Consider the following 21,257-nt stretch of genomic DNA (forward strand, 5'->3'; position numbering starts at 1 on the left):
CGGGCACGACCGGAGACCAACAGTGGAAGAGCCGGACAGACCGGCCGCTCACCCGCGCCCAGATCAAGCCATCAAGATCGAATCACGAGCCGACGGAGCCGACCAAGATCGACGGTGGATCGAGGCTGAGAGAGGACCCCGTCCTCCTCACCCCTGGCGAGCTCGGGGCGGTACCCGGGAGGGGGCCTCGGGACGGGGCCGCGGCGGGGCCCGGGAGGGGCCAGCAACGGACAGCGCCCCGTCCCCGCGTGCAGCGGGGGCGGGGCGCTTCGCCGTTCGGCGGGGCCGACGTCAGGCGTTGGGCCGCTTGCCGTGGTTGGCCTTGTTCTGCTTGCGGGCGCGCCGCTTGCGTCCACGCTTGGACATCGCTGCCCTCCTCTCCTGGTCGGTGCCGCGGGCCCGCTGCCGGGCCCCTGGACGTCGACGGGCGACCGGTGCGTCACGCGGACGTGGTACCGGGCAACCCGTCAGGCTGGTGTCCCCAGCTTCTCATGCGCCTCGCCGGCGCCGCCCGTGTGGCGGGCCGGGTAGCCGCGGGGTCAGGCTGGGAGGAGGACGACGCGGGATCGGAGAGGGTCGGCACGGTGGCACACGTCGGGATCGAGAGCGTGCTCGTGGCGGGGCGGGGCCCGGCCGCGTGCTCGGTGGTGGCGGCCTGCTCACGGCTGGACGTGAAGACGGTCGCCGTGTACTCCGAGGCCGACCGCTCGGCCCGCCACGTCCGGCTGGCCGACGACGCCATCCTGCTCGGCCCCGCCCCGGCCGCGGAGTCCTACCTGGCCGTCGACCGGATCGTCGAGGCCGCCCGGCGCAGCGGCGCCACCGCCGTCCTCCCGGTCCCGCCGGCGCTGGCCGGCAACGTGCGGCTGGCCGGCGCGGTGGTCGCGGCGGGGCTGACCTGGGTCGGGCCGCCGGCGGCCGTGCTCGAGCGCCTCGGCGGTGACGGGGTCGAGCCGGTCAGCGAGCGCGGCTTCCTCGCCTGGGTCACCGACTCCGGGCTGCACCACACCACGGCCGTCGTCCGCGACCGGGCCGCCGGCACCGCCCGCCTCTCCTGGACCCCCGACGAGCCGGTCGAGCTGCCGGCGGCGGCCAAGCGGCTGGCGGAGGTGGGCTGGCGCGGGCTGGTCACCGTCGGCATCGCCCCGGACGGGGAGCTCGCCGAGGTGGCCGCCGGCTTCTCCCTCGACATGGCAGTCCTGGAGCGCGCGCACGGAGTGGACGCCGTCGAGCTCGCGCTGCGCAGCGCCGCCCGGGGCCGGTCGACCGACGCCGGGCCGGGCTGGGCGCCCCGGAAGGCCGTCGCCGTCCAGCTGCGCTCCACCCTGCCCCCGGGACAGGCCGGGCGGGTCACCGGCCGGCTGCCGGAGTCCGGACGGCGCCCGGGCCGGACGCCGGACGTCGAGGTCGTGGCCGTGAGCGGCTACGACCCCGGCGACCGGCTGGATGGCTGGTACGACGCGCTGCTGGCCACGGTCAGCGCCAGCGGCCCCGACACCGCCACCGCCGCCCGAGCGGTCAGTGACGTCCTCACCGGCCTGCCCGAGACCGGCGTGCCGCACGACGGGCCGGAGATCTGCCCGGTGCTCGACCGGCTCGCCGCCGGCTCCCCCGCGCCCGGGGCGTGAGAAGGGACCCCCTGCCCCCACCGGAGAAGGACCCCGTCCTCCCCACCCTTCGAAGAAGGAGCCCCTGCTCCGGTCAGCGCCGTCGGGGACTACAGCTCCAGCACGTACACCTGCAGGTCCACCCCGGGCACCGGGGACCAGTCCCGCTCCGGCAGCCGGGTGAAGCCCATCCGCTCGTAGAGCCGGTGCGCCGCGGTCATCGTCGGCCCGGTGGAGAGCACCATCCGCCGCTTGCCCGCTGCCCGCGCCCGCTCGAGGCAGGCGGCCACCAGCAGCTCCCCGGTCCCGCGGCCCTGCCGCACCGGGTCGACGACCAGCATCCGGAACGCGGCCTCGTCGTCGGACTCGGTGACCTCGCCGAAGTCCCCGTCGAGCACCAGGGCCACGCTGCCGACGACTCGGCCGTCTCCGTCCCGGACCACGAGCAGCTCCGCCCGCTCGGCCCGGCTGGCGACGTCGGCCAGCTCGACGGCGTACCCCGGGTTGGTCAGGCCGCCGCCGACGTAGACGTCGACGGTCAGCTCGGCGATGCGGGAGAAGTCCTCCGGGCGGGCGGTCTCGACGGACGGGGACGGTGCACCGGCGGCAGAGGACACGGCGGGCAGCCTAGGCACGGACCCCTCCTCGGCGTCCCTGGGCGTCGGCCCCCTCCGGCCGCCGGGCATCGGCCCCGTCCCGAGGCTCACCCCGAGCGTGCGAGGGGTGAGGAGGACGGGGCCCTCCTACCCTCGGGGCACCATGAGCAGCCTCTCCGAACGTCTCACCCGCGGTTCGGTCTCCACGCCGGCCCGGGTGGACCACGCCCGCCGGCTGGTGGCCGACTGGCAGCTGCTGGCCGACCTCTCCTTCGCCGACCTGACGCTGTGGGTGCCGCTGCGCACCGGCGCCTGGTGGTGCGTGGCGCAGGTGCGCCCGCTGACCGCGCCCACCAGCCAGCCCGACGACCTCGTGGGCTCGGAGGTCGAGGGGCCGGCCGCGGAGCCGTTCGCAGTCGCCCACCGGGAAGGCCGCCCGGTCACCGAGGGGGAGCCCGACTGGTCGGGGCCCAACCCACGGCGGCGCGAGGTCGTCCCGGTGCGGCACGACGGCGTCGTCGTCGCCGTCCTGGCCCGGGACACGAACCTGGCCGTGACCCGCTCGCCGTCCACCCTGGAGCTGACCTACCTCGACATCGCCGCCGACCTGTGCCTCATGGTCTCGGCCGGCACCTTCCCGCCGGAGAAGCCGCTGGACGCCGAGCTGAGCCCGCGGGTGGGTGACGGGCTGGTGCGGCTGGACGCCGGCGGCTACGCCGTCTACGCCAGCCCCAACGCACTGTCGGCCTACCGCCGCCTGGGGGTCACCGGGGACGTCGTCGGCGCCGACCTGGCCCGGCTCACCCGCGACGCCGCGTTCGACCGGGTCGCCGGGGAGGCGGTCGCCGCGGGCATCCGGGCCGCGGTCGCCGGCCGGTTCCCCGACCCCACGGACGTCGAGGGGACGACGGCCACGCTGCTGGTGCGCGCGCTGCCGCTGCAGCCCCCCGGCGCGGAGGAGGGCGCGCTGGTGCTGGTGCGCGACGTCACCGACGTGCGGCTGCGCGACCGCGCGCTGCTGACCAAGGACGCCACCATCCGGGAGATCCACCACCGGGTGAAGAACAACCTGCAGACGGTGGCCGCGCTGCTGCGGCTGCAGGCCCGGCGGATGAGCGAGCCCGCTGCCCGGGAGGCGCTGGAGGAGTCGGTGCGCCGGGTGTCGTCGATCGCGGTGGTGCACGACACGCTGGCCGGCAGCCGGGAGGACGTCGTCGACGTGGACGACGTCCTCGACCGGGTGCTGCCGATGCTCGGCGACCTGACCTCGATCGGTCCGGCGGCGCGGACCCGGCGGGTCGGCCAGTTCGGCGAGCTGCCGGCCGGAGCCGCGACCCCGCTGGTGCTGGCGGTCACCGAGCTGCTGCACAACGCCGCCGAGCACGCCTTCCCCGACGGCAGCCCGGGCAGCATCGAGCTGGTGGCCGAGCGCGGCGGCGACGACCTGGTGGTGCGGGTGCGCGACGACGGGCAGGGGCTGCCGGAGGGCTTCGACCTGGCCGCCAGCGACGGTCTCGGGCTGCAGATCGTGCGCACCCTGGTCACCAGCGAGCTCGGCGGCTGCCTCACCATGACCAGCCCGCCCACCCACCCCACCGACGGGCGGACCGGCACCGAGGTGGTGCTCACCCTCCCCGGCGCCGCCCGCCTGCGGCGATGACGTCGTCGGGGACGGCTCCTGGCCGCGGTGTGGACCGGTCGCGGGGGCCCGGAGGGTCCCCCGATCGGGACACGGGGGAGGGCTCACCGGTGTCGGGGGAGGGCACGTGGCCGCGGTGTGGACCGGTCGCGGGGGCCCGGAGGGTCCCCCGATCGGGACACGGGGGAGGGCTCACCGGTGTCGGGGGAGGGCACGTGGCCGCGGTCGGAGCCCGGTAGGGCGACAGATGACAGAGCGAGGCCGGTCCGGGGATCCCGGACCGGCCTCGTGGCGGTTCAGCGCGGCGCCGCCGGGCGTGCAGCCCAGGTGCCGGTGTGCGACGGGTTCAGGCGGTGCGCACGCGGGTGCGAGCCTGGCGCCGCTTGAGCGCGCGCCGCTCGTCCTCGGACAGGCCGCCCCAGACACCGGAGTCCTGACCGGAGCGCAGGGCCCAGTCCAGGCACGACTCGGTGACGGGGCATCGTCGGCACACCGCCTTGGCCTGCTCGATCTGCACGAGGGCCGGGCCGGTCGTCCCGATGGGGAAGAACAGCTCCGGGTCCTCGTCGCGGCAGAGCGCGCGGTGGCGCCAGTCCATGGCGGTGTTCTCCTCGGTGTCGTCTACGGTGGAGTGCGTCAGTCGCCGGCCTCGGACCGCTCCGCAGGCCGGTACCGGGGTGACCAGCGCCATGGCACAGCGACTTCGTGCGCTTGTTACTGACAGGTTGCTGCTCCCGCGATGTTTTCACGGCGAGGCCGCCTGTCAAGCAGAACGAGGACATCGGTCGACCCCTCGTGAGCAAGCTCACCACGGCCGTGGTAGGGGCGCCACTCGACCGTCCCCCCACCGGCGCGGTGCGTTGACAACCGCTCGGTCCCGATGACGAACCTGCAGGTCAGAGGCGAGTTGCGGAACGGGTCGGTTTCCGTGGCTCAGGCCACGACGGCGAGCGCGGCCGGTACGCCGCGGACCCGCAGGCCGGTCGCCGTCCCGAGGTGGTCGCCGTCGACCTGCCAGCCCTGCGGGCGCTGCGCGGTGAGGGTCAGCCCGGCCAGGTCGTGCCGCCGGAGCACGCCGCGGCCGCGCGCGTCGGGTCGGGCGGCGAGGACCTGCCGCACGTGGTGCAGCATCCGCAGCACCCCCATCCGGCCCATCGCGAAGACGTCGAGCCCGGTGTCGAAGGAGGCATCCGGGCTGGGGACCACCGGCCGGGCGCCCAGGTAGGTCCACGGGGAGACGTTCGAGACCAGGCACAGGAAGAGCCCGTCGACCGGAGGTTCGCCGGGGACCTCGAGGGTCATCGCGGGGTCCCGGCGCTCGCGGCCCAGCACGAAGGTGCTGGTGGCCTCCCGGACGTAGAGCAGCCCGGTGGAGCGGTGCCCGCGGGCCCGGTGCGCCTCGACCCGGCCGATGACGTCGGCGTCGAAGCCCAGGCCGGCGGAGAAGGCGAACCAGCGCGGCTCGGTCCACTCCGGGTGGGCCGCGGCGGCGGCGTCGGCCGCTGCGGTGGCCAGCGCCGGGTCGGGGATCGCGGCCGCCGCCCGACCGGCGCCCCGCGCGCTGGCCGTGCCGAGCGAGACCCGGCGGGTGCGCCCGGCGCGCAGCGAGTCGAGGATCTCCGCGGTCGCGGTGACCGGGTTGCGCGCGCGTCCCAGGGCCCGGGAGAAGACGTTGGTCGACCCGCCCGGCACGACGGCGAGGGGCGGGACGTGCGCGCCCGGCCCGTCGTGCAGCAACCCGTTGACGACCTCGTTGACCGTGCCGTCACCGCCGAGGGCGACGACGACGTCGACGCTCTCGGCGCAGGCCTTGCGGGCCAGCTCGCTGCCGTGGCCGCGGTGGGTGGTCTCGGCGAGGTCGACGTCGAGGTCGGCGGCGAGGGCGGCGAGCACCCGGTCGCGGACCCTGCGGGTCGTCGTCGTCGCCAGGGGGTTGGCCACCACGAGCGCGCGCATGCGGCTCAGGCTAACGAGCGGGCCGGTGTCCGCCCGGCCCGGTGTGCGGGACGGCCGGGGCGCCCAGGGCCGGCGCGTACCCTTCCGGCCGTGACCGAGGAGCCCGGAGCCCGGCCGCCGCGGCAGCGCCGGCGGGCCGACCGGCTGCTCGGCGGCGCGGCCGAGCCGGCGGCCCCCCGCCCGGCCCGGGAGCGGCCGCCGGCGCCTGCGGCCGTGCGCCGGGCCGCGCTGGTGGTCGCGGTCGAGGCGGCCGCCCTCGCGGGCGTCGCCCTCTGGCTGCTCTACCTGACGGTGGCCTCGACACCCGACAGCGTCGGGCGGGCGGTGGCCGAGGTGGTCTACGTCGGGTTCTTCGCCGCCCTGCTGGGCGCCGCCGCCGTCGGGCTGCGCCGGGTCTCGGCCTGGGCCCGCGGGCCGGTCGTCGTCCTCCAGCTGCTGCTCGGGCTGTTCGGGTACTCCTCGGCGTTCCAGGCCGGTCGGCCGCTGATCGGCGTCCCGGTGCTGGTGCTGGTCGCCCTGACCCTGTACCTGCTGCTGACCCCCGAGGCCCGGCTGGCGTTCCTGCGCCGCTGAACGAGGACCCCGCGTCCCCCGGCCCCGTCCAGAGGCTCACCGCGAGCTTGCGAGCGGTGAGGGGGACGGGGTCCTCTTTCAGACCAGCTCGACGACGTCGGCGATCGAGTCCAGCACCCGGCTGGGCCGGAAGGGGAAGCGGGAGACGTCGGCCGCCCGGGTCGAGCCGGTGAGCACGAGGATCGTCTCCAGGCCGGCCTCGATGCCCGCGACGACGTCGGTGTCCATCCGGTCGCCGATCATGACGGTGGACTCCGAGTGCGCCTCGATCCGATTCATGGCGCTGCGGAACATCATCGGGTTGGGCTTGCCCACGAAGTAGGGCTCCGCGCCGGTCGCCCGGGTGATCATCGCGGCGACCGAGCCGGTGGCCGGCAGCGGGCCCTCGGGGGAGGGGCCGGTGACGTCGGGGTTGGTGGCGATGAACCGCGCCCCGGCGCCGATCAGCCGGATGGCCCGGGTGATCGCCTCGAAGGAGTAGGTGCGGGTCTCGCCGAGGACGACGAAGTCCGGGTCGGTGTCGGTGAGCGTGTAGCCGGCCTCGTACAGCGCCGTGGTCAGGCCCGCCTCGCCGATGACGTAGGCCGACCCGCCGGGCTGTTGGCCGCCCAGGAAGTCGGCGGTGGCCAGCGCCGACGTCCAGATCGCCGCCTCGGGGACGTGCAGCCCCGAGCGGGCCAGCCGGGCGGCGAGGTCACGCGGGGTGAAGATCGAGTTGTTGGTCAGCACCAGGAAGCGCCGGCCGGCCTCGACCAGCCGGTCCAGGAAGTCCGCGGCGCCGGGCAGCGCCATGCCCTCGTGCACCAGGACGCCGTCCATGTCGGTCAGCCAGCACTCCGCCTGCTTGCGCTCGGTGCTCATGCCGGCCGCCGATCGGCGGCGGCGGCGGTGGCGGCGGCGAAGGAGGCCAGCGCGTCGTCGGTGAGCCGGAACACCGTCCACTCGTCCATGGGCACCGCTCCTGCCGCCTCGTAGAACCGGATCGAGGGAGTGTTCCAGTCCAGCACCCACCACTCCAGTCGGCTGTAGCCACGCTCGACGCAGAGCTCGGCCAGGGTGCGCAGCAGCTCCCGGCCCAGGCCGGTGCCGCGGTGGCCCGGCTGCACGTAGAGGTCCTCGAGGTAGACGCCGTGGGTGCCGCGCCAGGTGGAGAAGTTGAGGAACCACAGCGCCATGCCGACGACGGCGCCGTCCACGACCGCCACGTGACCGAACAGCTTGGGCGAGTCCCCGAACAGGGCCGCGTGCAGCTGCTCCTCGGTCAGCCGGACCTCGTGCGCGGCGCGCTCGTACTCGGCGAGCTCGCGCACCAGCCCGACCACGGCCGGGACGTCGTCGGGGCGGACGGGCCGGACGGTCACGTGAGCGTCTCCTTCACTCGGTCGGGCACGAACCGGGCCAGCGGGGACAGGAGCGGCACGAGCACCGGCGCCAGCAGGTAGCCGTAGGCCAGCACGCAGCCGGTGACCACCGGGGCGAGGGCGAAGCCGACGACGACGGCCAGCGCCGCGGCGCTCAGCCCGTAGGGGCGGCCGCTCTTCGGGCTGACCAGCGAGCGGAACGAGCGGTACCGGATCGTGCTCACCATCAGCAGCGCCGGGACGGCGACGATCAGCAGCACCCACAGCCGCTCCCGGCCGTGCATCTGGTCGCCGAAGGCGAACACCGAGGCGAGGACGACGCCGGCGGCGCCCGGGCTGGGCATGCCGGTGAAGTACCGCTTGTCGGCGGTCGGGTCGATGGTCGTGTTGAACCGGGCGAGCCGGATCGCGGCGCAGGCCACCCACAGGAAGCAGGCGACCCAGCCCAGGGGGTCCCACACGTCGCGGCCCTCGGAGAACAGCGTGAACGCCAGCAGCGCCGGGGCCAGGCCGAAGGAGACCAGGTCGGCGAGCGAGTCGAACTGCAGGCCGAAGGGGGTGACCGCGCCGACCAGGCGGGCGACGGCGCCGTCGGTGATGTCGAAGACGACCGACAGGCCGACCAGGACGGCGGCCAGCGTGTACTGGCCCCGGGTGGAGACCAGGATCGCGGCGAAGCCGCACATCATGTTGGCCAGCGTGAACAGGCTGGGCAGGGTCGCCAGCGCCCGGCGCCGGGTGCCGCGGACCGAACCGCGGACGAACTCGACGGTCGCCGTCCGCCGGGTCTGCGAGGAGCCCGCGCCGGACGCGGAGCTGGACACGGACGCCCGTCCTCAGCCGGCGGGGGACCAGCGGGCGATGACGGTCTCGCCGCCGCGCACCCGCTGCCCCGCCCGGACGAGGACCGCGCAGTCGGGGGGGACGAAGACGTCCATCCGGGAGCCGAACTTCATCAGACCCATCCGCTCGCCGGTGGCCAGTCGCCGGCCGACGCCGGTGCGGGTCACGATCCGCCGGGCGAGCACGCCGACGACCTGCCGGAAGACGACGGTGCGGTCGCCGTCGCGCAGCCACAGCTCGCGGCGCTCGTTGCGGTGCGCCGACTCCCTGCGGTAGGCGGCCAGGAAACTGCCCCGCCGGTAGGTGCTGCGCACGACCTCGCCGGAGTACGGGGACCGGTTGACGTGCACGTCCACGACGGAGAGGAAGACGCTGACCTGCTGCCACTCGCCCCCGGGGGCGGATTCCGGGGCGACGCCCTCCTGCGGCCGGCCGGCGACCATCACCACGCCGTCGGCGGGGGAGAGGACGTCGTCGGGTGCCGGCGGCGCGACGTCGCAGCGCCGGTCGGGGTCGCGGAAGAACAGCGCCATGTATGCCGAGAGGACGGCGAACGGCCAGGCGGCGAGCGCGAGGCCGCGGCGGCCGCGGAGCCGTCCGGCGGCGGTGAGGACGGCGGCGGGGGCGAGGGGCCCGGTGATGAACGGCCACCCGGCCGGGTCGATGCGCATCGTGGTCAGACGGTACCGGGACGCACTCGACCCGGACGACCGGTCGCCGGCCCCGCGCGGCTCCGGCGACCGGCTCCGGGGCCGGCGCCGGTCCGGGCGCGCGAACCCGTCGCGCACCGGGTGCGGGGACGAGAACGGCCGGCGAGTGGGCAGCTCGCCGGCCGTGGCCTCACCGCGGGAAGCCTCAGGAGGCGGCTTTCGTCTCCCAGAAGATCTTGTCGATCTCGGCGATGTAGTCGAGCAACTTCTGGCCCTCGGCCGGGTCCATGCTGCCCTTGCCACCGGCGGCGCCGGCCTGCTTGGTGGCCTTGTTGAACAGCTCGTGCAGCTGCGGGTACTTCTCGAAGTGCGGGGGCTTGAAGTAGTCGGTCCACAGCACCCACAGGTGGTGCTTGACCAGCTCGGCCCGCTGCTCCTTGATCAGCACGCAGCGCTGCCGGAAGACCGGGTCCTCGTTGCCCTGGTACTTCTCCTGGATGGCCTTGACGGACTCCGCCTCGATGCGGGCCTGGGCCGGGTCGTACACGCCGCAGGGGAGGTCGCAGTGAGCGGTGGCCTCCACGGCGGAGAACACGCGGAATCGCATGGTCGTGCCTCCGGGTCTGGGTGGGTGGTGTCGTCTGCGACCCTACTCCCGGTGAACGCCGACGACAGGTCCGAGGACCTGACCTCCGGGACCGTCCCGCCGCTGGTCACGCCCTGGGTCCTGGCCCGGGTGGCCGGCCCGTCGATGACCCCGACGGTGCGCTCCGGCGACCGGCTGCTGGTCCGCCGGGTCGGCGCCGGGGCCGCGGTGGCCGCCGGCGACGTCGTCCTGGCCCGCTTCCCGGCGCGCCCCGAGCTGCTCGTGGTCAAGCGGGTGCGGCGCGCGGTGCCCGGCGGCCACTGGGTCGAGGGCGACAACCCGTTCGTCACCGACGACAGCCGCGCCTTCGGCCCCGCCGTCGTCGTCGGCCGGGTGGTGGGCCGGCTCTGGCCGCGCCCCGGCCGGCTGGCTCCGCGGCGTCAGCGCCCGGCGCGCAGCTCGGCATAGCGGGCGGCGCACTGCGCCATCGTCGGCAGCAGGCCCTGCTCGCGGGCCCGGGCGAGGGGAGGGGCGGCGCGGTCCTTGGCGGAGAGCTCGACGGCGACGTCGGCCGGCCAGGGCAGGTCCAGGTCGGAGTCGAGCGGGTCGACGCCGAACTCGCGGGTCGGGTCGTAGCCGGCGGAGACCAGGTAGGTCACCGAGCTGGCGTCGGCCAGGGCGAGGAAGGCGTGGCCGAGGCCCTCGGCGAGGTAGACCGCGCGGGGCCGGTCGCTGTCGAGGACGACGGTGTCGTGCCCGCCGAAGGTGGGGGAGCCGACGCGGACGTCGACCACGACGTCCAGCACCCGCCCGGCCGGGCAGTACACGTACTTGGCCTGGCCGGGCGGGACGAGGGCGAAGTGCACGCCGCGCAGCACGCCGCGGGCGGAGGTGCTGTGGTTGGCCTGCGCCAGGGGCAGGGCGTGGCCGACGGCGGCGGCGAGCACGTCGGCGCGGTACCACTCGGTGAACCGGCCGCGGGCGTCGCCGTGCGGGACCAGGTCGAGGACGAAGGCATCGCGCACGGCGAGCTCGCGGATGTCCACGACCCGGACGGTAACGACCGCCACCGCTGCGCCCCGGCATCCGCGGTCCACTGGATGGGCTGTGTCTCCCGCAGAACGGGACGACGGGCCGGTCACCGCCGTGTCGGCTCGGTTACGCTCCCGTGTCCATGGGCGCGCCGCAGCCGCACGAGGGGACCGCCGACCGCTTCGCCGCCGACCCGGCGTTCGCGGTGCACGAGGGCGGCAAGCTCGTCGTGCGCCCCACCCGCACCATCGAGTCCACCGCCGACCTCGCGCTCACCTACACCCCCGGGGTCGCCAGGGTCTCCAGCGCCATCGCCGCCGAGCCCGCGCTGGCCGACCGGTTCACCTGGGCCCCGCGGGTGGTCGCCGTGGTCTCCGACGGCACCGCCGTCCTCGGGCTGGGCGCCATCGGCCCGGCGGCCGCCCTGCCGGTCATGGAGGGCAAGGCCTGCCTGTTCAGCGAGTTCGGCGGGCTGTCGTCGGTGCCGGTCGTGCTCTCCACCACCGACGTCGACGCCATCGTGGAGACGGTCGCGGCGATCGCGCCGTCCTTCGGCGGGATCAACCTCGAGGACATCAGCGCCCCGCGATGCTTCGAGATCGAGGAGCGGCTGCGGCAGCGGCTGGACATCCCGGTCATGCACGACGACCAGCACGGGACGGCGATCGTCGTCCTGGCCGCGCTGCGCAACGCGGCGCGGGTGGTCGACCGGGAGCTCGGCGACCTGCGGGTCGTGGTCTCCGGCGCGGGTGCGGCGGGGATCGCGTGCACCCGGATCCTGCTGGGGGCCGGCGTCGGCGAGATCGCCGTGGCCGACTCCCAGGGGGTCCTGCACCCGGGCCGCGAGGACCTCACCCCGGTCAAGCGCTGGGTCGCCGAGCACACCAACCGGGCCGGGTACGCGGGCACGATGGTCGGCGCGCTGGAGGGCGCCGACGTCTACCTGGGGCTCTCCGGCGGGTCGGTGCCCGAGTCGGCGATCGCCGCGATGGCGCCGGGGTGCGTCGTCTTCTCGCTGGCCAACCCGATCCCCGAGGTGGACCCGGAGATGGCGGCCCGCCACGCGGCGGTGGTCGCGACCGGGCGCAGCGGCGAGCCCAACCAGATCAACAACGTGCTCGCCTTCCCCGGCGTCTTCCGCGGCGCGATCGACGCCGGCGCCACCTGCATCACCGAGGAGATGAAGCTGGCCGCGGCGGCCGCGATCGCCGGCGTGGTGGGCGACGAGGTGCGCGCCGACTACGTCGTCCCCAGCCCGCTGGACCGCCGGGTGGCCGAGGCCGTGGCCGCCGCGGTCGCCGGCTGCGCGGTGCAGCAGGGCGTCACCCGGTAAGGACCCCGCTGCCCCCCACCCCTCGCAGGCTCGCGGTGGGTCCCTGCAGCGGGGCCGCGCCTGGAGGGGTCACCGCACGGTCAGCCTCCGGTCACGGGGGTCAGTGGGGGGCGGCCGGCCAGCACCTCGGCGACGTTGCGCACCGCCAGGCCGCACATCGCGCTGCGGGTCCGGTCGCCGGCGCTGCCCAGGTGCGGGGTGAGCACCACGCTCCCAAGCGCCCGCAGCCGCGGGTCGACGTGCGGTTCGTCCTCGAACACGTCGAGCGCGGCGCCGGCCAGCCGACCCTCCTGCAGGGCGCGCACCAGCGCGTCGGTGTCGACGACGGCGCCGCGGGCGGTGTTGACCAGCAGCGCGGTCGGCCGCATCCGGGCCAGCGCCGCGTCGTCGACCAGGTGGCGGGTCCGCGGGGTGAGCGGGCAGTGCAGCGTGACGACGTCGCTCTCGGCGAGCAGGTCGGGCAGCTCGCGGAAGGTCACCGGGCCGTCGTCCGGCTCCAGCGGGGTCCGGGTCGGGGTGGCCAGCACGGTCATGCCGAACGCGCGCGCCCGGCGGGCCACGGCCCGGCCGATCCGGCCGTAGCCGACGACGCCGAGGACCGCGCCGGCGGAGAGGTCCAGGCCGGTCATCATCCGCGGCCCCCACACCCACGGCGTCCCGGTGCGCAGGAAGCGGTCGCCCTCGGCGATCCGCCGCGCGGCGGCCAGCACCAGCCCCATCGTCAGGTCGGCGGTCGCGCCGTCGAGGACGCCGGGGGTGTTGGTGACGACGACGCCGCGCTCGGCGGCCGCGGCGACGTCGACGTTGTCGTAGCCGACCGCGACGTTGGCCACGATCCGCAGCGCGGGTCCGGCGGCGTCGAGGACGGCGGCGTCCACGCGGTCGGTCAGCGTGCTCACCAACGCGGCGGCGCCCGCGGCGTCCCGCAGCAGCTCGGCGCGGGACGGCGGCTCCTCTCGGCCGGTCACCAGCGGCGGGCCGAGTGCGGCCAGGGCCGCCATCGCGTCGTCAGTGAGCAGCCGGGTGACGTAGACGTGGCCGGTCACGGCGGCAACCTAGCGGCCGGTCGGCGGTCCCTACTCAGCCGAGGGCGCGGAGGTCGTGCAGCAGGGGGTCGAGCGCCTGCCGCAGACCGGTGTTGGCGTAGACGAACCACAGCGTGGCCAGGACGAAGCCGGGGGCGAGCACCGCCTTCTCCAGGGCGGCCCCGGTCCGCAGCGGGGTGAGCGCCAGCCGGCAGCGGCGCAGCAGCCACACCAGCGGGACCGGCACGCCCTGCGTGGTGACCGCGTCGCCGGCGATGTGCGTGAGCACGCCGAGCGCCACCGCCCAGGGCAGCCACGCGGGGCCCGGGCTGTGCTCGAGCAGCAGCCAGGCCCCGCCCCAGGAGAGCACCAGGTTGCCGACGACGGTGTTCTCCGCCCGCCCGGGGATGACGAAGTGCAGCGCCCGCAGGGCCAGCCCGATGGCCAGGCTCAGCAGCAGCAGGCTGGACCAGAACGCGGAGGCCGCGGCGACCGCGAGGGCGCCGAAGGCCAACGGGGCCAGCACCGCGTCGTGGGTGCCCCAGCGGTGCCCCTGCGCCAGCCGCCCGACGGCGCCGGAGGGCACGTCGGTGACCGGCCCCCACATGTCCGAGACGGTCGAGCCGCGGTGGTCGAGGTCGGGCAGCATGGCGAACCCGCCGACCGCGGCGACCCAGGCGGCCTGGGCGACCGGGCCCTCCACCGGCGCCCACGGCAGCGCCGCGGCGCCCGCGGCGAGCCCGGAGAGGGCGTGCGAGTGACCGAGCACGCACAGAGGGTCCCGCCGACCCACCCGGGGGCGCGGGACCGGCGCCGTCCGGGCGTGTCGGTCAGGGAAGCGGGACGGCGGACCGGTCCGGGGTTCGCCGGGGCCGGAGGCCTCCCGACGGGATCGCCGGGTGGGCTCAACTCAGGACGGGACGGCAATTGGCCGCGGTTGGAGTCCGGAGGACGACATCAGGCATCGTCGTCCGCGCCGCCGCGGGCCAGCCAGGTGGCCAGCCGCTCGACGGGCACCTCGAAGTCGGGGTGCTGGTCGACGAACGCCTGCATCTGGTCGGCCAGCCAGGCGAGGGTCACCTGCTCCTCGCCCCGCCGGTCGGCCAGCTCCTCCAGGCCCCTGTCAGTGGAGTACACGATGGAGTACACGGTCGGTGGAGTACACGTCGGTCCGCGTCAGTCGGCGTAGGCCTGCGCGATCAGCTGCTTCTGCTCGGCCTCGTGCACCCTGGCCGAGCCGACCGCCGGGCTGGCCGAGGCCCGCCGGCTGACCCGCTGCAGACGGCGGCCGCCCGGCAGGTGCTCGGGCAGGTTGACCGCCATGAACTGCCAGGCGCCCATGTTGGCCGGCTCCTCCTGCACCCACACGAGGTCCTGCGCGTTCGGATAGCGCTCCAGCTCCCGGCGGATCTGCTCGGCCGGCAGCGGGTAGAGCTGCTCGACGCGCACCACGGCGGTGTCCGCGGTCCCCTCGGCCTCCCGCGCGGCGAGCAGGTCGTAGGCGACCTTGCCGCTGCACAGCAGCACCCGGCGCACGGCCCCGTCGTCGAGCGGCTCGCCCCCCACGCCCGGGTCGGGCAGGACCGGCCGGAAGACCTCGTCGGTGAAGTCCGAGACTGGGCTGACCGCGGCCTTGGCCCGCAGCAGCGACTTGGGCGTGAAGACGACCAGGGGCCGGTGCACGTCCGAGAGCGCCTGCCGGCGCAGCAGGTGGAAGTAGTTGCCCGGGGTCGTGCAGTTGGCGACGGTCATGTTGTTCTCCGCCGACAGCTGCAGGAACCGCTCGATGCGGCCGCTGGAGTGGTCGGGGCCCTGACCCTCCAGGCCGTGCGGCAGCAGCAGCACGACGCCGGAGCGCTGGCCCCACTTGGCCTCACCGGAGCTGATGTACTCGTCGATGATCATCTGGGCGCCATCGACGAAGTCGCCGAACTGCGCCTCCCACAGCACCAGCGCCTTCGGGTTGGCCACCGAGTAGCCGTACTCGAAGCCCAGGGCCGCGTACTCCGACAGCAGCGAGTCGTAGACGAAGAACTTCGCCTGGTCCTCGGACAGGTGGGCCAGCGGCGTGTGCTCCGCGGCGGTCTGCCGGTCGATGAGCACCGCGTGCCGCTGCACGAAGGTGCCGCGTCGGGAGTCCTGGCCGGCCAGCCGGACCGGGACGCCCTGCACGAGCAGCGACCCGAACGCCAGCAGCTCGCCCATCGCCCAGTCGATGTCGCCCTCGCTCACCATCGCCGCGCGCCGCTCGAGCATCCGCTGCAGCTTCGGGTGGACGGCGAAGTCGGCCGGCAGCGAGACGTGCGCGTCGCCGATCGCCTTCATGACCTCGGGGGTGATGGCGGTGGCCACCACGGGCTGCTGCGCGGGCTGGTCCATGACCGGCTCGGGCTTGGCGGTGTCCTGGACGTCGTGGGTCTCGGCGAAGGCCCGCTCCAGCTGGTCGCGGTAGTCCTTGAGCGCCTCCTCGGCCTCGGCCAGCGTGATGTCGCCGCGGCCGATCAGCGCCTCGGTGTAGAGCTTCCGCACCGAGCGCTTGTGGTCGATGATGTCGTACATCAGCGGCTGGGTCATCGACGGGTCGTCGCCCTCGTTGTGCCCGCGCCGGCGGTAGCAGACCAGGTCGATGACGACGTCCTTGCGGAACGCCTGGCGGTAGTCCACCGCCAACCGCGCCACCCGCACGCACGCCTCGGGGTCGTCGCCGTTGACGTGGAAGATCGGCGCGTTGACCATCCGCGCCACGTCGGTCGAGTACAGGCTCGACCGGGCGGCGGCCGGCGACGTGGTGAAGCCGACCTGGTTGTTGATGACCACGTGCACGGTGCCGCCGGTGCGGTAGCCGCGCAGCTGGGAGAGGTTGAGCGTCTCGGCGACGACGCCCTGGCCGGCGAACGCCGAGTCGCCGTGCAGCAGGACCGGCAGGACGGTGAAGCCCTGCTCGCCCTTGTCGATCAGGTCCTGCTTGGCCCGGGCGATGCCCTCGAGGACGGGGTCGACCGTCTCCAGGTGCGAGGGGTTGCTCACCAGCGAGACGGCGATCTCGGCGCCGTCCCGGAACGGGTTGCAGAACGTGCCCTCGGCGCCCAGGTGGTACTTGACGTCGCCGGAGCCCTGGACCGTGCCGGGGTCGATGTTGCCCTCGAACTCGCCGAAGATCTTGGCGTAGCTCTTGCCGAGCACGTTGGCCAGCACGTTGAGCCGGCCGCGGTGGGCCATGCCGAGCGCGACCTCGTCGAGGTCGTGGTCGGTGCCGGCGATGAGCACCTCGTCCAGCAGCGGGATGACCGACTCGCCGCCCTCGAGGCTGAACCGCTTCTGGCCGACGTACTTGGTCTGCAGGAAGGTCTCGAACGCCTCGGCGGCGTTGAGCCGGCCGAGCACGTGCTTCTGCTTCTCGCGGTCGGGCTGCTCGGCCCTGACCTCGACGCGCCGCTGGATCCACTCGCGCTCTTCAGGGTCGGTGATGTGCATGTACTCCACGCCGACGGTGCGGCAGTAGGAGTTGCGCAGCACGCCGAGGACATCGCGCAGCGCCATGACCCGCTCACCGGCGAACCCGCCCACGGGGAACCTGCGGTCGAGGTCCCACAGCGTCAGGTGGTGCTCGAGGATGTCCAGGTCGGGGTGGCTGCGGACCCGGTACTCCAGCGGGTCGGTGTCGGCCATCAGGTGGCCGTTGCGCCGGTAGGCGTCGATGACCTCGACGACCCGGGCCTCCTTGTCGATCTCGCCCTCGTGGCTGACCCGCACGTCGGGCATCCAGCGCACCGGGGCGTACGGGATCCGCAGCGAGCGGAACACGTCGTCGTAGAAGCCGTCCTCGCCCAGCAGCAGCTGGTGGATGCGGCGCAGGAAGTCGCCGGACTCGGCGCCCTGGATGATCCGGTGGTCGTAGGTCGAGGTCAGCGTGATGATCTTGGAGACGGCCATCTCGGTGAGCGTCTCGGGGTTCATCCCCTGGAACTCGGCCGGGTACTCCATGGCCCCGACGCCGATGATCGCGCCCTGGCCCGCGGTCAGCCGGGGCACCGAGTGGTTGGTGCCGATCGTGCCGGGGTTGGTCAGGCTGATCGTGGTGCCGGAGAAGTCCTCGAGGGTCAGCTTGCCCGCGCGGGCGCGCCGGATGACGTCCTCGTAGGCGCCCCAGAACGAGGCGAAGTCCATCGTCTCGGCCGCCTTGATGTTGGCCACGACGAGCGAGCGCGTCCCGTCGGGCCGGGGCAGGTCGATGGCCAGGCCGAAGTTGACGTGCTCGGGCTGCACCAGGGTCGGCTTGCCGTCGACCTCGGCGTAGGCGCTGTTCATGTTCGGGAAGTCGGCGAGCGCCCGGAGCAGCGCGTAGCCGATCAGGTGGGTGAACGAGACCTTCCCGCCTCGCGCGCGGGCGAGGTGGTTGTTGACGACGATGCGGTTGTCGGCCAGCAGCTTGGCCGGCACCGCGCGCACGCTGGTCGCCGTCGGGACGGTCAGCGAGGCGTTCATGTTCTTGACGACGCTGGCCGCGGCACCCCGCAGCGGGACCTGCCGCGGGCCCCCGGTGGCGGGCTGGGGGGTGGGCGCGGCGGCCGGCGTCGGCGCCGGGGCGGCCGGCCGCTGCTGGGCGGTCCGTTCGGCGGCGCGGTCGACCACGGTGTCCTCGGTGCGCTCCTCGACGCGGGTGGCGCGCGACGGCGGGGTGGGGCCGGACGTGGGGGGCTGCCGGTCGGGTGCCGGGCGGTCGGTGGGCGCGGTCGCGGTGGCGGAGGCGGCCGGGGTCGCCTCCCGGACAGCCGGCGCCGGGGCCGCCTCGGAGGTCTCCTCGGGCGCGGGGGAGGCGCCGTCGGCCGCGGGTGCGTCCCGGTCGTCGCTGGCGGCCACCGGGCTGCCCGGCCGGTAGTCGGCGAAGAACTCGTGCCAGGCCTGGTCCACGCTGGCCGGGTCGGCGAGGTACTGCTGGTACATCTCCTCGACCAGCCACTCGTTGGTGCCGAAGCCCGCCAGCGCGGAGGAGGGGGTGGAGGACGGCCGGGATGAGCTCACGCTTGACACGGGGTCGAGTGCCTTCTTCGTCGTCGGTGGACGTCTCTGGACCGGGTGCGCAGTCTACGCCCGTCACCGGCCCCGATCCGGCGTGCAGCGTCCGGCCGAGCAGGCCCGACGGCCCGCCGGCCAGCCGGTCCGGCCGGGCTCATGCGGTGGCGCCGCGGGCCACCAGGAGGGCGGCGAGCGCGTCGTGCGCGGTGGCCTGACCTGCGTCGTCCCGGCGGCTGCGGGCCGCCGCCACCCGGGTGATGTCCAGAGCGCTGGCACCGTCGTTGGTGGTGGCGTCGACGTCGGCCCCGGCGTCGAGGAGGACCCGGACGACCTCCGGCGCGTCGCGCGCCGCACCGGCGGCCACGGCGGCGTGCAGCGGGGAGCGGCCGGTGTCGGGCTCCCGCCGGTCGACGTCGGCGCCGGCGTCCACCAGCAGCCGGACCAGCTCCGGTCGGGCGCTGCCCGCGGCGGCGTGCAGCGCGCCGCCGTCGACGTCGGCGCCCGGTCCAGCAGGACCCGCACGGCGCGCGTCGCGCCGCCCGCGGCGGCCCAGGCCAGCAGATCCACCCCGGTCGCCGGATCGACCAGCGGCGCGCCGCGGTCCAGCTCGGCGGTCAGCCGGTCGACGTCGTCGAGGTGGGCCGCGCTCGCCGCGTCCAGGGGGGCGCCGAGCTCGCGCAGCACGGCGACCAGGTCGGGTGCGGACTCCAGCGCCGTGTGCAGTGGTGTGCGGCCGTGCTCGGTGCGCGCGGAGAGGTCCGCGCCGGCCGCGAGGAGCAGCCGCACGACGGCCGCCCGACCCTCGGTGACCGCCACGTGCAGCGGCGTCCACCCGCCCTGGCCGCCGCGCTCCACGGTGGCGGCGAGCAGCCGCGGCGAGCCGGTGACGGCGGCGCGGACGGCCTCGGCGTCGCCCAGGGCGATCAACCGGCCCAGCCGCTGGGCGGTCATGCGGGGGGTCATGGGGGATCCCCGTTCCGGTCGGGAGCGGCGGCCCCGTCCCGGGCCCGGCCCCGTCCAGGGCACCGGCTCCGAGCGTGCGAGGGGTGGGGAGGGCGGGGTCCTCGTACGAGGGGTGGGGAGGACGGGGTCCCCTTTTCAGACGACTTTCAGACGACGTCGCGGCGGACGGCGAACAGGGTGCCCAGCAGGGCGGCGACCAGGCCGTAACCGAGCAGCACCAGGGCGCCCTGCCAGCGCTCGAGCAGGTCCGGCGCGGCCGCCCCCGGCCCGCGGAAGGTGGCGGTCATGGCCTCCAGCGCACCGCCGGGCAGCCACTTGTAGACCCCGGCGGTGGCCTGGAAGGCCGACAGCAGCGGCTCGACGACGTAGAGGTAGACCAGGGCGCCGACGATCGCCCCGACCTGGTTGCGCAGCAGGGCGCCGAGGCCCACGCCGATGACCGCGTAGAGGACGATCGCCAGGCCGGCGTCCGCCATGACCTGCAGGTTGTCGCCGGTCAGCGACGGCGCCGCCCCGCGCGCCCCCGCGTAGAGGACGACCACCACCGCGGTCACGGCCACCACGACGAGGGCGAACGGGACGCCGGCGAGCGCGTAGGCCACGAGCTTCGCCGTCACGACCCGGCCGCGCCGCGGCGTGGTCAGGAAGGTCGGCGTGGCGGTGCGGTGCCGGTACTCCTGGGTCATCCCGATGACGCCGAGGATCAGCGCCAGCGCGACCGCGTTCGACGCGTTCGACAGGGCCAGCTGCTCGTACTGCGGGGTCCCCACCGCCGGCGGCCCGTCGGGCCGGCCGGCCAGGCCGGTGATCAGCGCGGCGAACCCGCCGGCGAGCAGGCAGGCGCCCAGCAGCAGCCCGATCCAGACCCTGGTGGTGAGCAGCTTGGTCCACTCGGCCCGCACCAACCGCGTCATCGCGCCATCTCCCGGGGTGCCGCGGGGGCCGTTCCGGCCGGGGCGGCGGCGAACTGCTCCTGGCCGGCGGTGAGCCGGAAGTAGATCTCCTCGAGGCCGCTGGTCCGCGAGCGCAGCTCGTGCAGCTCGACCCCGGCGGCGAAGGCCTGCCGGCCCACCTCGGCCGTGGACAGGCCCGTGACGGTCAGCCCGTCGTCGCCCTCGCGGCCCACGGTGCGCCCGTCGGCGGCGAGCAACCCGGCCAGCCGGGCGGCCTCGGGGCTGCGGACCAGGACGGTGCCGGCGCCGTCGGCGCCCGCACGCAGCTGGGCGATCGACCCCTCGCGCACCAGCCGGCCGGCGCCGACGATCACCACCCGGTCGGCGGTCTGCTCCACCTCGGCGAGCAGGTGGCTGGACACCAGGACGGTGCGGCCCTCCTCGTGGGCGAGGTGGCGCAGGAAGCCGCGCAGCCACTGGATGCCCTCGGGGTCCAGGCCGTTGGCCGGCTCGTCGAGGACCAGGACGGCGGGGTCGCCGAGCAGCGCGGTGGCCAGCGCCAGCCGCTGCCGCATGCCCAGCGAGTACCCGCCGGCGCGCCGTCGCCCGGCGTCGCCCAGGCCCACCTGGACCAGCACCTCGTCGGCCCGGCGCACCGGCAGCCCGGCGGCGCGGCAGTAGACCCGCAGGTGGTTGCGCCCGGACCGGGCCGGGTGGAACGCGGTCTCGAGGACGGCGCCGACGAGGCGCAGCGGATCGGGGAGGGACGCGTACGGCCGGCCGCCGAAGGTCGCCGTCCCGCTGTCGGGGCGCAGCAGTCCGAGGGCCATGCGCAGGGTGGTGGTCTTGCCCGCCCCGTTGGGGCCGAGGAACCCGGTGATCGACCCGGGCTCGACGGTGAAGCTGAGGTCGTCGACGGCGCGGACGGCGCCGAAGGTCTTGGTGAGGCCGCGGACCTCGACCCGTACGGGGTCGCGGTGGGCCGTGCTGCCGGGGTGGATGGCGGTCTCCTCGTCGTCGGCCGTACGCCCTTCCCATCCAAGCGCACCGGGCCGCTCGGTCGGCAGTCCCCGGCCCCGACGCGACCCCTACCGGAGCCCGGCGCGGTGTGACCCCGGGCACACCCGCGGGCGGCGGACCGGGTAGGTTGACGGCTCCGGGCAGGTCCGCCGGTCGGCCCGCCG

The 21,257-nt window shown here is 75.3% G+C and carries 22 protein-coding genes and 1 pseudogene; 5 read left to right on the forward strand and 18 right to left on the reverse strand.

Features of this window, described 5'->3' with window-relative positions; genetic code table 11:
* Positions 1 to 291: 291 nt before the first annotated feature.
* Complete coding sequence (locus DQ238_RS24325; protein ID WP_113780364.1) at positions 292 to 366, reverse strand: 50S ribosomal protein bL37; 75 nt, start codon at positions 364 to 366, stop codon at positions 292 to 294.
* A gap of 218 nt (positions 367 to 584) precedes the next feature.
* Here DQ238_RS24325 and DQ238_RS04745 point away from each other — a divergent pair, with 218 nt between their 5' ends.
* Positions 585 to 1,628 carry a biotin carboxylase N-terminal domain-containing protein gene (locus DQ238_RS04745; protein WP_113780170.1) on the forward strand — a complete coding sequence of 348 codons (1,044 nt, stop codon included), beginning with the start codon at positions 585 to 587 and terminating at the stop codon, positions 1,626 to 1,628.
* 89 nt (positions 1,629 to 1,717) lie between these two features.
* Here DQ238_RS04745 and DQ238_RS04750 read toward each other — a convergent pair whose 3' ends face one another.
* Positions 1,718 to 2,224 carry a GNAT family N-acetyltransferase gene (locus DQ238_RS04750; protein WP_233495707.1) on the reverse strand — a complete coding sequence of 169 codons (507 nt, stop codon included), beginning with the start codon at positions 2,222 to 2,224 and terminating at the stop codon, positions 1,718 to 1,720.
* 142 nt (positions 2,225 to 2,366) lie between these two features.
* On the opposite strand from DQ238_RS04750, the gene DQ238_RS04755 reads away from it, so the two are divergent.
* Complete coding sequence (locus DQ238_RS04755) at positions 2,367 to 3,863, forward strand: sensor histidine kinase (RefSeq protein WP_113780172.1); 1,497 nt, start codon at positions 2,367 to 2,369, stop codon at positions 3,861 to 3,863.
* Between the two features lie 325 nt (positions 3,864 to 4,188).
* Here the strand turns inward: DQ238_RS04755 and DQ238_RS04760 are convergent, their stop codons facing one another.
* Together DQ238_RS04760 and DQ238_RS04765 are read right to left on the reverse strand one after the other, a co-directional pair.
* Positions 4,189 to 4,440 carry a WhiB family transcriptional regulator gene (locus tag DQ238_RS04760; RefSeq protein WP_113780173.1) on the reverse strand — a complete coding sequence of 84 codons (252 nt, stop codon included), beginning with the start codon at positions 4,438 to 4,440 and terminating at the stop codon, positions 4,189 to 4,191.
* Positions 4,441 to 4,775: 335 nt separating this feature from the next.
* Positions 4,776 to 5,798, reverse strand: a complete 1,023-nt coding sequence (locus DQ238_RS04765; RefSeq protein WP_113780174.1) for a diacylglycerol kinase family protein — start codon at positions 5,796 to 5,798, stop codon at positions 4,776 to 4,778.
* A gap of 90 nt (positions 5,799 to 5,888) precedes the next feature.
* On the opposite strand from DQ238_RS04765, the gene DQ238_RS04770 reads away from it, so the two are divergent.
* Positions 5,889 to 6,371 carry a hypothetical protein gene (locus DQ238_RS04770; protein WP_113780175.1) on the forward strand — a complete coding sequence of 161 codons (483 nt, stop codon included), beginning with the start codon at positions 5,889 to 5,891 and terminating at the stop codon, positions 6,369 to 6,371.
* A gap of 78 nt (positions 6,372 to 6,449) precedes the next feature.
* Here DQ238_RS04770 and DQ238_RS04780 read toward each other — a convergent pair whose 3' ends face one another.
* From DQ238_RS04780 to sodN, 5 genes are all read right to left on the reverse strand, one after another.
* Positions 6,450 to 7,232 carry an HAD-IIA family hydrolase gene (locus DQ238_RS04780; RefSeq protein ID WP_113780176.1) on the reverse strand — a complete coding sequence of 261 codons (783 nt, stop codon included), beginning with the start codon at positions 7,230 to 7,232 and terminating at the stop codon, positions 6,450 to 6,452.
* A complete protein-coding gene (locus tag DQ238_RS04785) occupies positions 7,229 to 7,732 on the reverse strand; it encodes a GNAT family N-acetyltransferase (RefSeq protein ID WP_113780177.1) in 504 nt (167 codons plus the stop codon). The genes DQ238_RS04780 and DQ238_RS04785 overlap by 4 nt, the downstream gene beginning before the upstream one ends.
* Entirely contained in the window at positions 7,729 to 8,556 is an 828-nt protein-coding gene (gene pssA, locus DQ238_RS04790; RefSeq protein WP_113780178.1) for a CDP-diacylglycerol--serine O-phosphatidyltransferase, read from the reverse strand. Before pssA ends, DQ238_RS04785 begins: the two co-directional genes overlap by 4 nt.
* 12 nt (positions 8,557 to 8,568) lie before the next feature.
* Positions 8,569 to 9,246: a phosphatidylserine decarboxylase gene (locus DQ238_RS04795; protein WP_113780365.1), complete on the reverse strand. Its 678-nt coding sequence runs from the start codon at positions 9,244 to 9,246 to the stop codon at positions 8,569 to 8,571.
* Between the two features lie 184 nt (positions 9,247 to 9,430).
* Positions 9,431 to 9,832, reverse strand: coding sequence for a superoxide dismutase, Ni (gene sodN / locus DQ238_RS04800; protein ID WP_113780179.1), 402 nt, complete (start codon positions 9,830 to 9,832; stop codon positions 9,431 to 9,433).
* 51 nt (positions 9,833 to 9,883) lie between these two features.
* On the opposite strand from sodN, the gene DQ238_RS04805 reads away from it, so the two are divergent.
* Complete coding sequence (locus DQ238_RS04805; protein WP_233495708.1) at positions 9,884 to 10,279, forward strand: S26 family signal peptidase; 396 nt, start codon at positions 9,884 to 9,886, stop codon at positions 10,277 to 10,279.
* Here the strand turns inward: DQ238_RS04805 and DQ238_RS04810 are convergent.
* The gene (locus DQ238_RS04810) at positions 10,252 to 10,857 is read right to left on the reverse strand and encodes a dTDP-4-dehydrorhamnose 3,5-epimerase family protein (RefSeq protein WP_113780367.1); all 606 of its coding nucleotides are present in this window, start codon (positions 10,855 to 10,857) and stop codon (positions 10,252 to 10,254) included. The genes DQ238_RS04805 and DQ238_RS04810 overlap by 28 nt on opposite strands.
* 128 nt (positions 10,858 to 10,985) lie before the next feature.
* On the opposite strand from DQ238_RS04810, the gene DQ238_RS04815 reads away from it, so the two are divergent.
* Complete coding sequence (locus tag DQ238_RS04815; RefSeq protein WP_113780180.1) at positions 10,986 to 12,176, forward strand: NADP-dependent malic enzyme; 1,191 nt, start codon at positions 10,986 to 10,988, stop codon at positions 12,174 to 12,176.
* Positions 12,177 to 12,256: 80 nt separating this feature from the next.
* On the opposite strand, the gene DQ238_RS04820 is transcribed toward DQ238_RS04815, so the two are convergent.
* The 8 genes and pseudogenes from DQ238_RS04820 to DQ238_RS04850 form a co-directional block, all read right to left on the reverse strand.
* Positions 12,257 to 13,222 carry a D-glycerate dehydrogenase gene (locus DQ238_RS04820; RefSeq protein WP_199506143.1) on the reverse strand — a complete coding sequence of 322 codons (966 nt, stop codon included), beginning with the start codon at positions 13,220 to 13,222 and terminating at the stop codon, positions 12,257 to 12,259.
* A gap of 34 nt (positions 13,223 to 13,256) precedes the next feature.
* On the reverse strand, positions 13,257 to 13,970 hold the full coding sequence (locus tag DQ238_RS04825; protein ID WP_113780181.1) for a metal-dependent hydrolase: 714 nt from the start codon (positions 13,968 to 13,970) through the stop codon (positions 13,257 to 13,259).
* Positions 13,971 to 14,158: 188 nt separating this feature from the next.
* Positions 14,159 to 14,338 (reverse strand): DUF6104 family protein, encoded by a 180-nt coding sequence (locus tag DQ238_RS04830; protein WP_113780369.1) that lies wholly within the window; start codon positions 14,336 to 14,338, stop codon positions 14,159 to 14,161.
* Between the two features lie 39 nt (positions 14,339 to 14,377).
* On the reverse strand, positions 14,378 to 18,223 hold the full coding sequence (locus tag DQ238_RS04835; RefSeq protein ID WP_233495709.1) for a multifunctional oxoglutarate decarboxylase/oxoglutarate dehydrogenase thiamine pyrophosphate-binding subunit/dihydrolipoyllysine-residue succinyltransferase subunit: 3,846 nt from the start codon (positions 18,221 to 18,223) through the stop codon (positions 14,378 to 14,380).
* A gap of 148 nt (positions 18,224 to 18,371) precedes the next feature.
* Positions 18,372 to 19,049, reverse strand: coding sequence for an ankyrin repeat domain-containing protein (locus tag DQ238_RS04840; RefSeq protein ID WP_233495750.1), 678 nt, complete (start codon positions 19,047 to 19,049; stop codon positions 18,372 to 18,374).
* Positions 18,941 to 19,180: pseudogene (locus DQ238_RS23560) on the reverse strand (ankyrin repeat domain-containing protein); the annotation flags it as partial. The pseudogene DQ238_RS23560 and the gene DQ238_RS04840, both read right to left, overlap by 109 nt.
* A gap of 146 nt (positions 19,181 to 19,326) precedes the next feature.
* Positions 19,327 to 20,094: an ABC transporter permease gene (locus DQ238_RS04845; protein ID WP_113780183.1), complete on the reverse strand. Its 768-nt coding sequence runs from the start codon at positions 20,092 to 20,094 to the stop codon at positions 19,327 to 19,329.
* On the reverse strand, positions 20,091 to 21,074 hold the full coding sequence (locus tag DQ238_RS04850; RefSeq protein WP_113780184.1) for an ABC transporter ATP-binding protein: 984 nt from the start codon (positions 21,072 to 21,074) through the stop codon (positions 20,091 to 20,093). Before DQ238_RS04850 ends, DQ238_RS04845 begins: the two co-directional genes overlap by 4 nt.
* Between the last annotated feature and the right edge of the window lie 183 nt (positions 21,075 to 21,257).

It is taken from the genome of Geodermatophilus sp. TF02-6 (genome assembly GCF_003319115.1).
GTDB lineage: Bacteria > Actinomycetota > Actinomycetes > Mycobacteriales > Geodermatophilaceae > Geodermatophilus.

What these genes read in the sequence shown, in the direction of transcription:
- DQ238_RS04755 (WP_113780172.1), top strand. Translation starts at nt 2,367, where the DNA reads ATGAGCAGCCTCTCCGAACGTCTCACCCGCGGTTCGGTCTCCACGCCG.
- DQ238_RS04760 (WP_113780173.1), bottom strand. Translation starts at nt 4,440, where the DNA reads ATGGACTGGCGCCACCGCGCGCTCTGCCGCGACGAGGACCCGGAGCTG.
- DQ238_RS04765 (WP_113780174.1), bottom strand. Translation starts at nt 5,798, where the DNA reads ATGCGCGCGCTCGTGGTGGCCAACCCCCTGGCGACGACGACGACCCGC.
- DQ238_RS04780 (WP_113780176.1), bottom strand. Translation starts at nt 7,232, where the DNA reads ATGAGCACCGAGCGCAAGCAGGCGGAGTGCTGGCTGACCGACATGGAC.
- DQ238_RS04795 (WP_113780365.1), bottom strand. Translation starts at nt 9,246, where the DNA reads ATGCGCATCGACCCGGCCGGGTGGCCGTTCATCACCGGGCCCCTCGCC.
- sodN (WP_113780179.1), bottom strand. Translation starts at nt 9,832, where the DNA reads ATGCGATTCCGCGTGTTCTCCGCCGTGGAGGCCACCGCTCACTGCGAC.
- DQ238_RS04815 (WP_113780180.1), top strand. Translation starts at nt 10,986, where the DNA reads ATGGGCGCGCCGCAGCCGCACGAGGGGACCGCCGACCGCTTCGCCGCC.
- DQ238_RS04845 (WP_113780183.1), bottom strand. Translation starts at nt 20,094, where the DNA reads ATGACGCGGTTGGTGCGGGCCGAGTGGACCAAGCTGCTCACCACCAGG.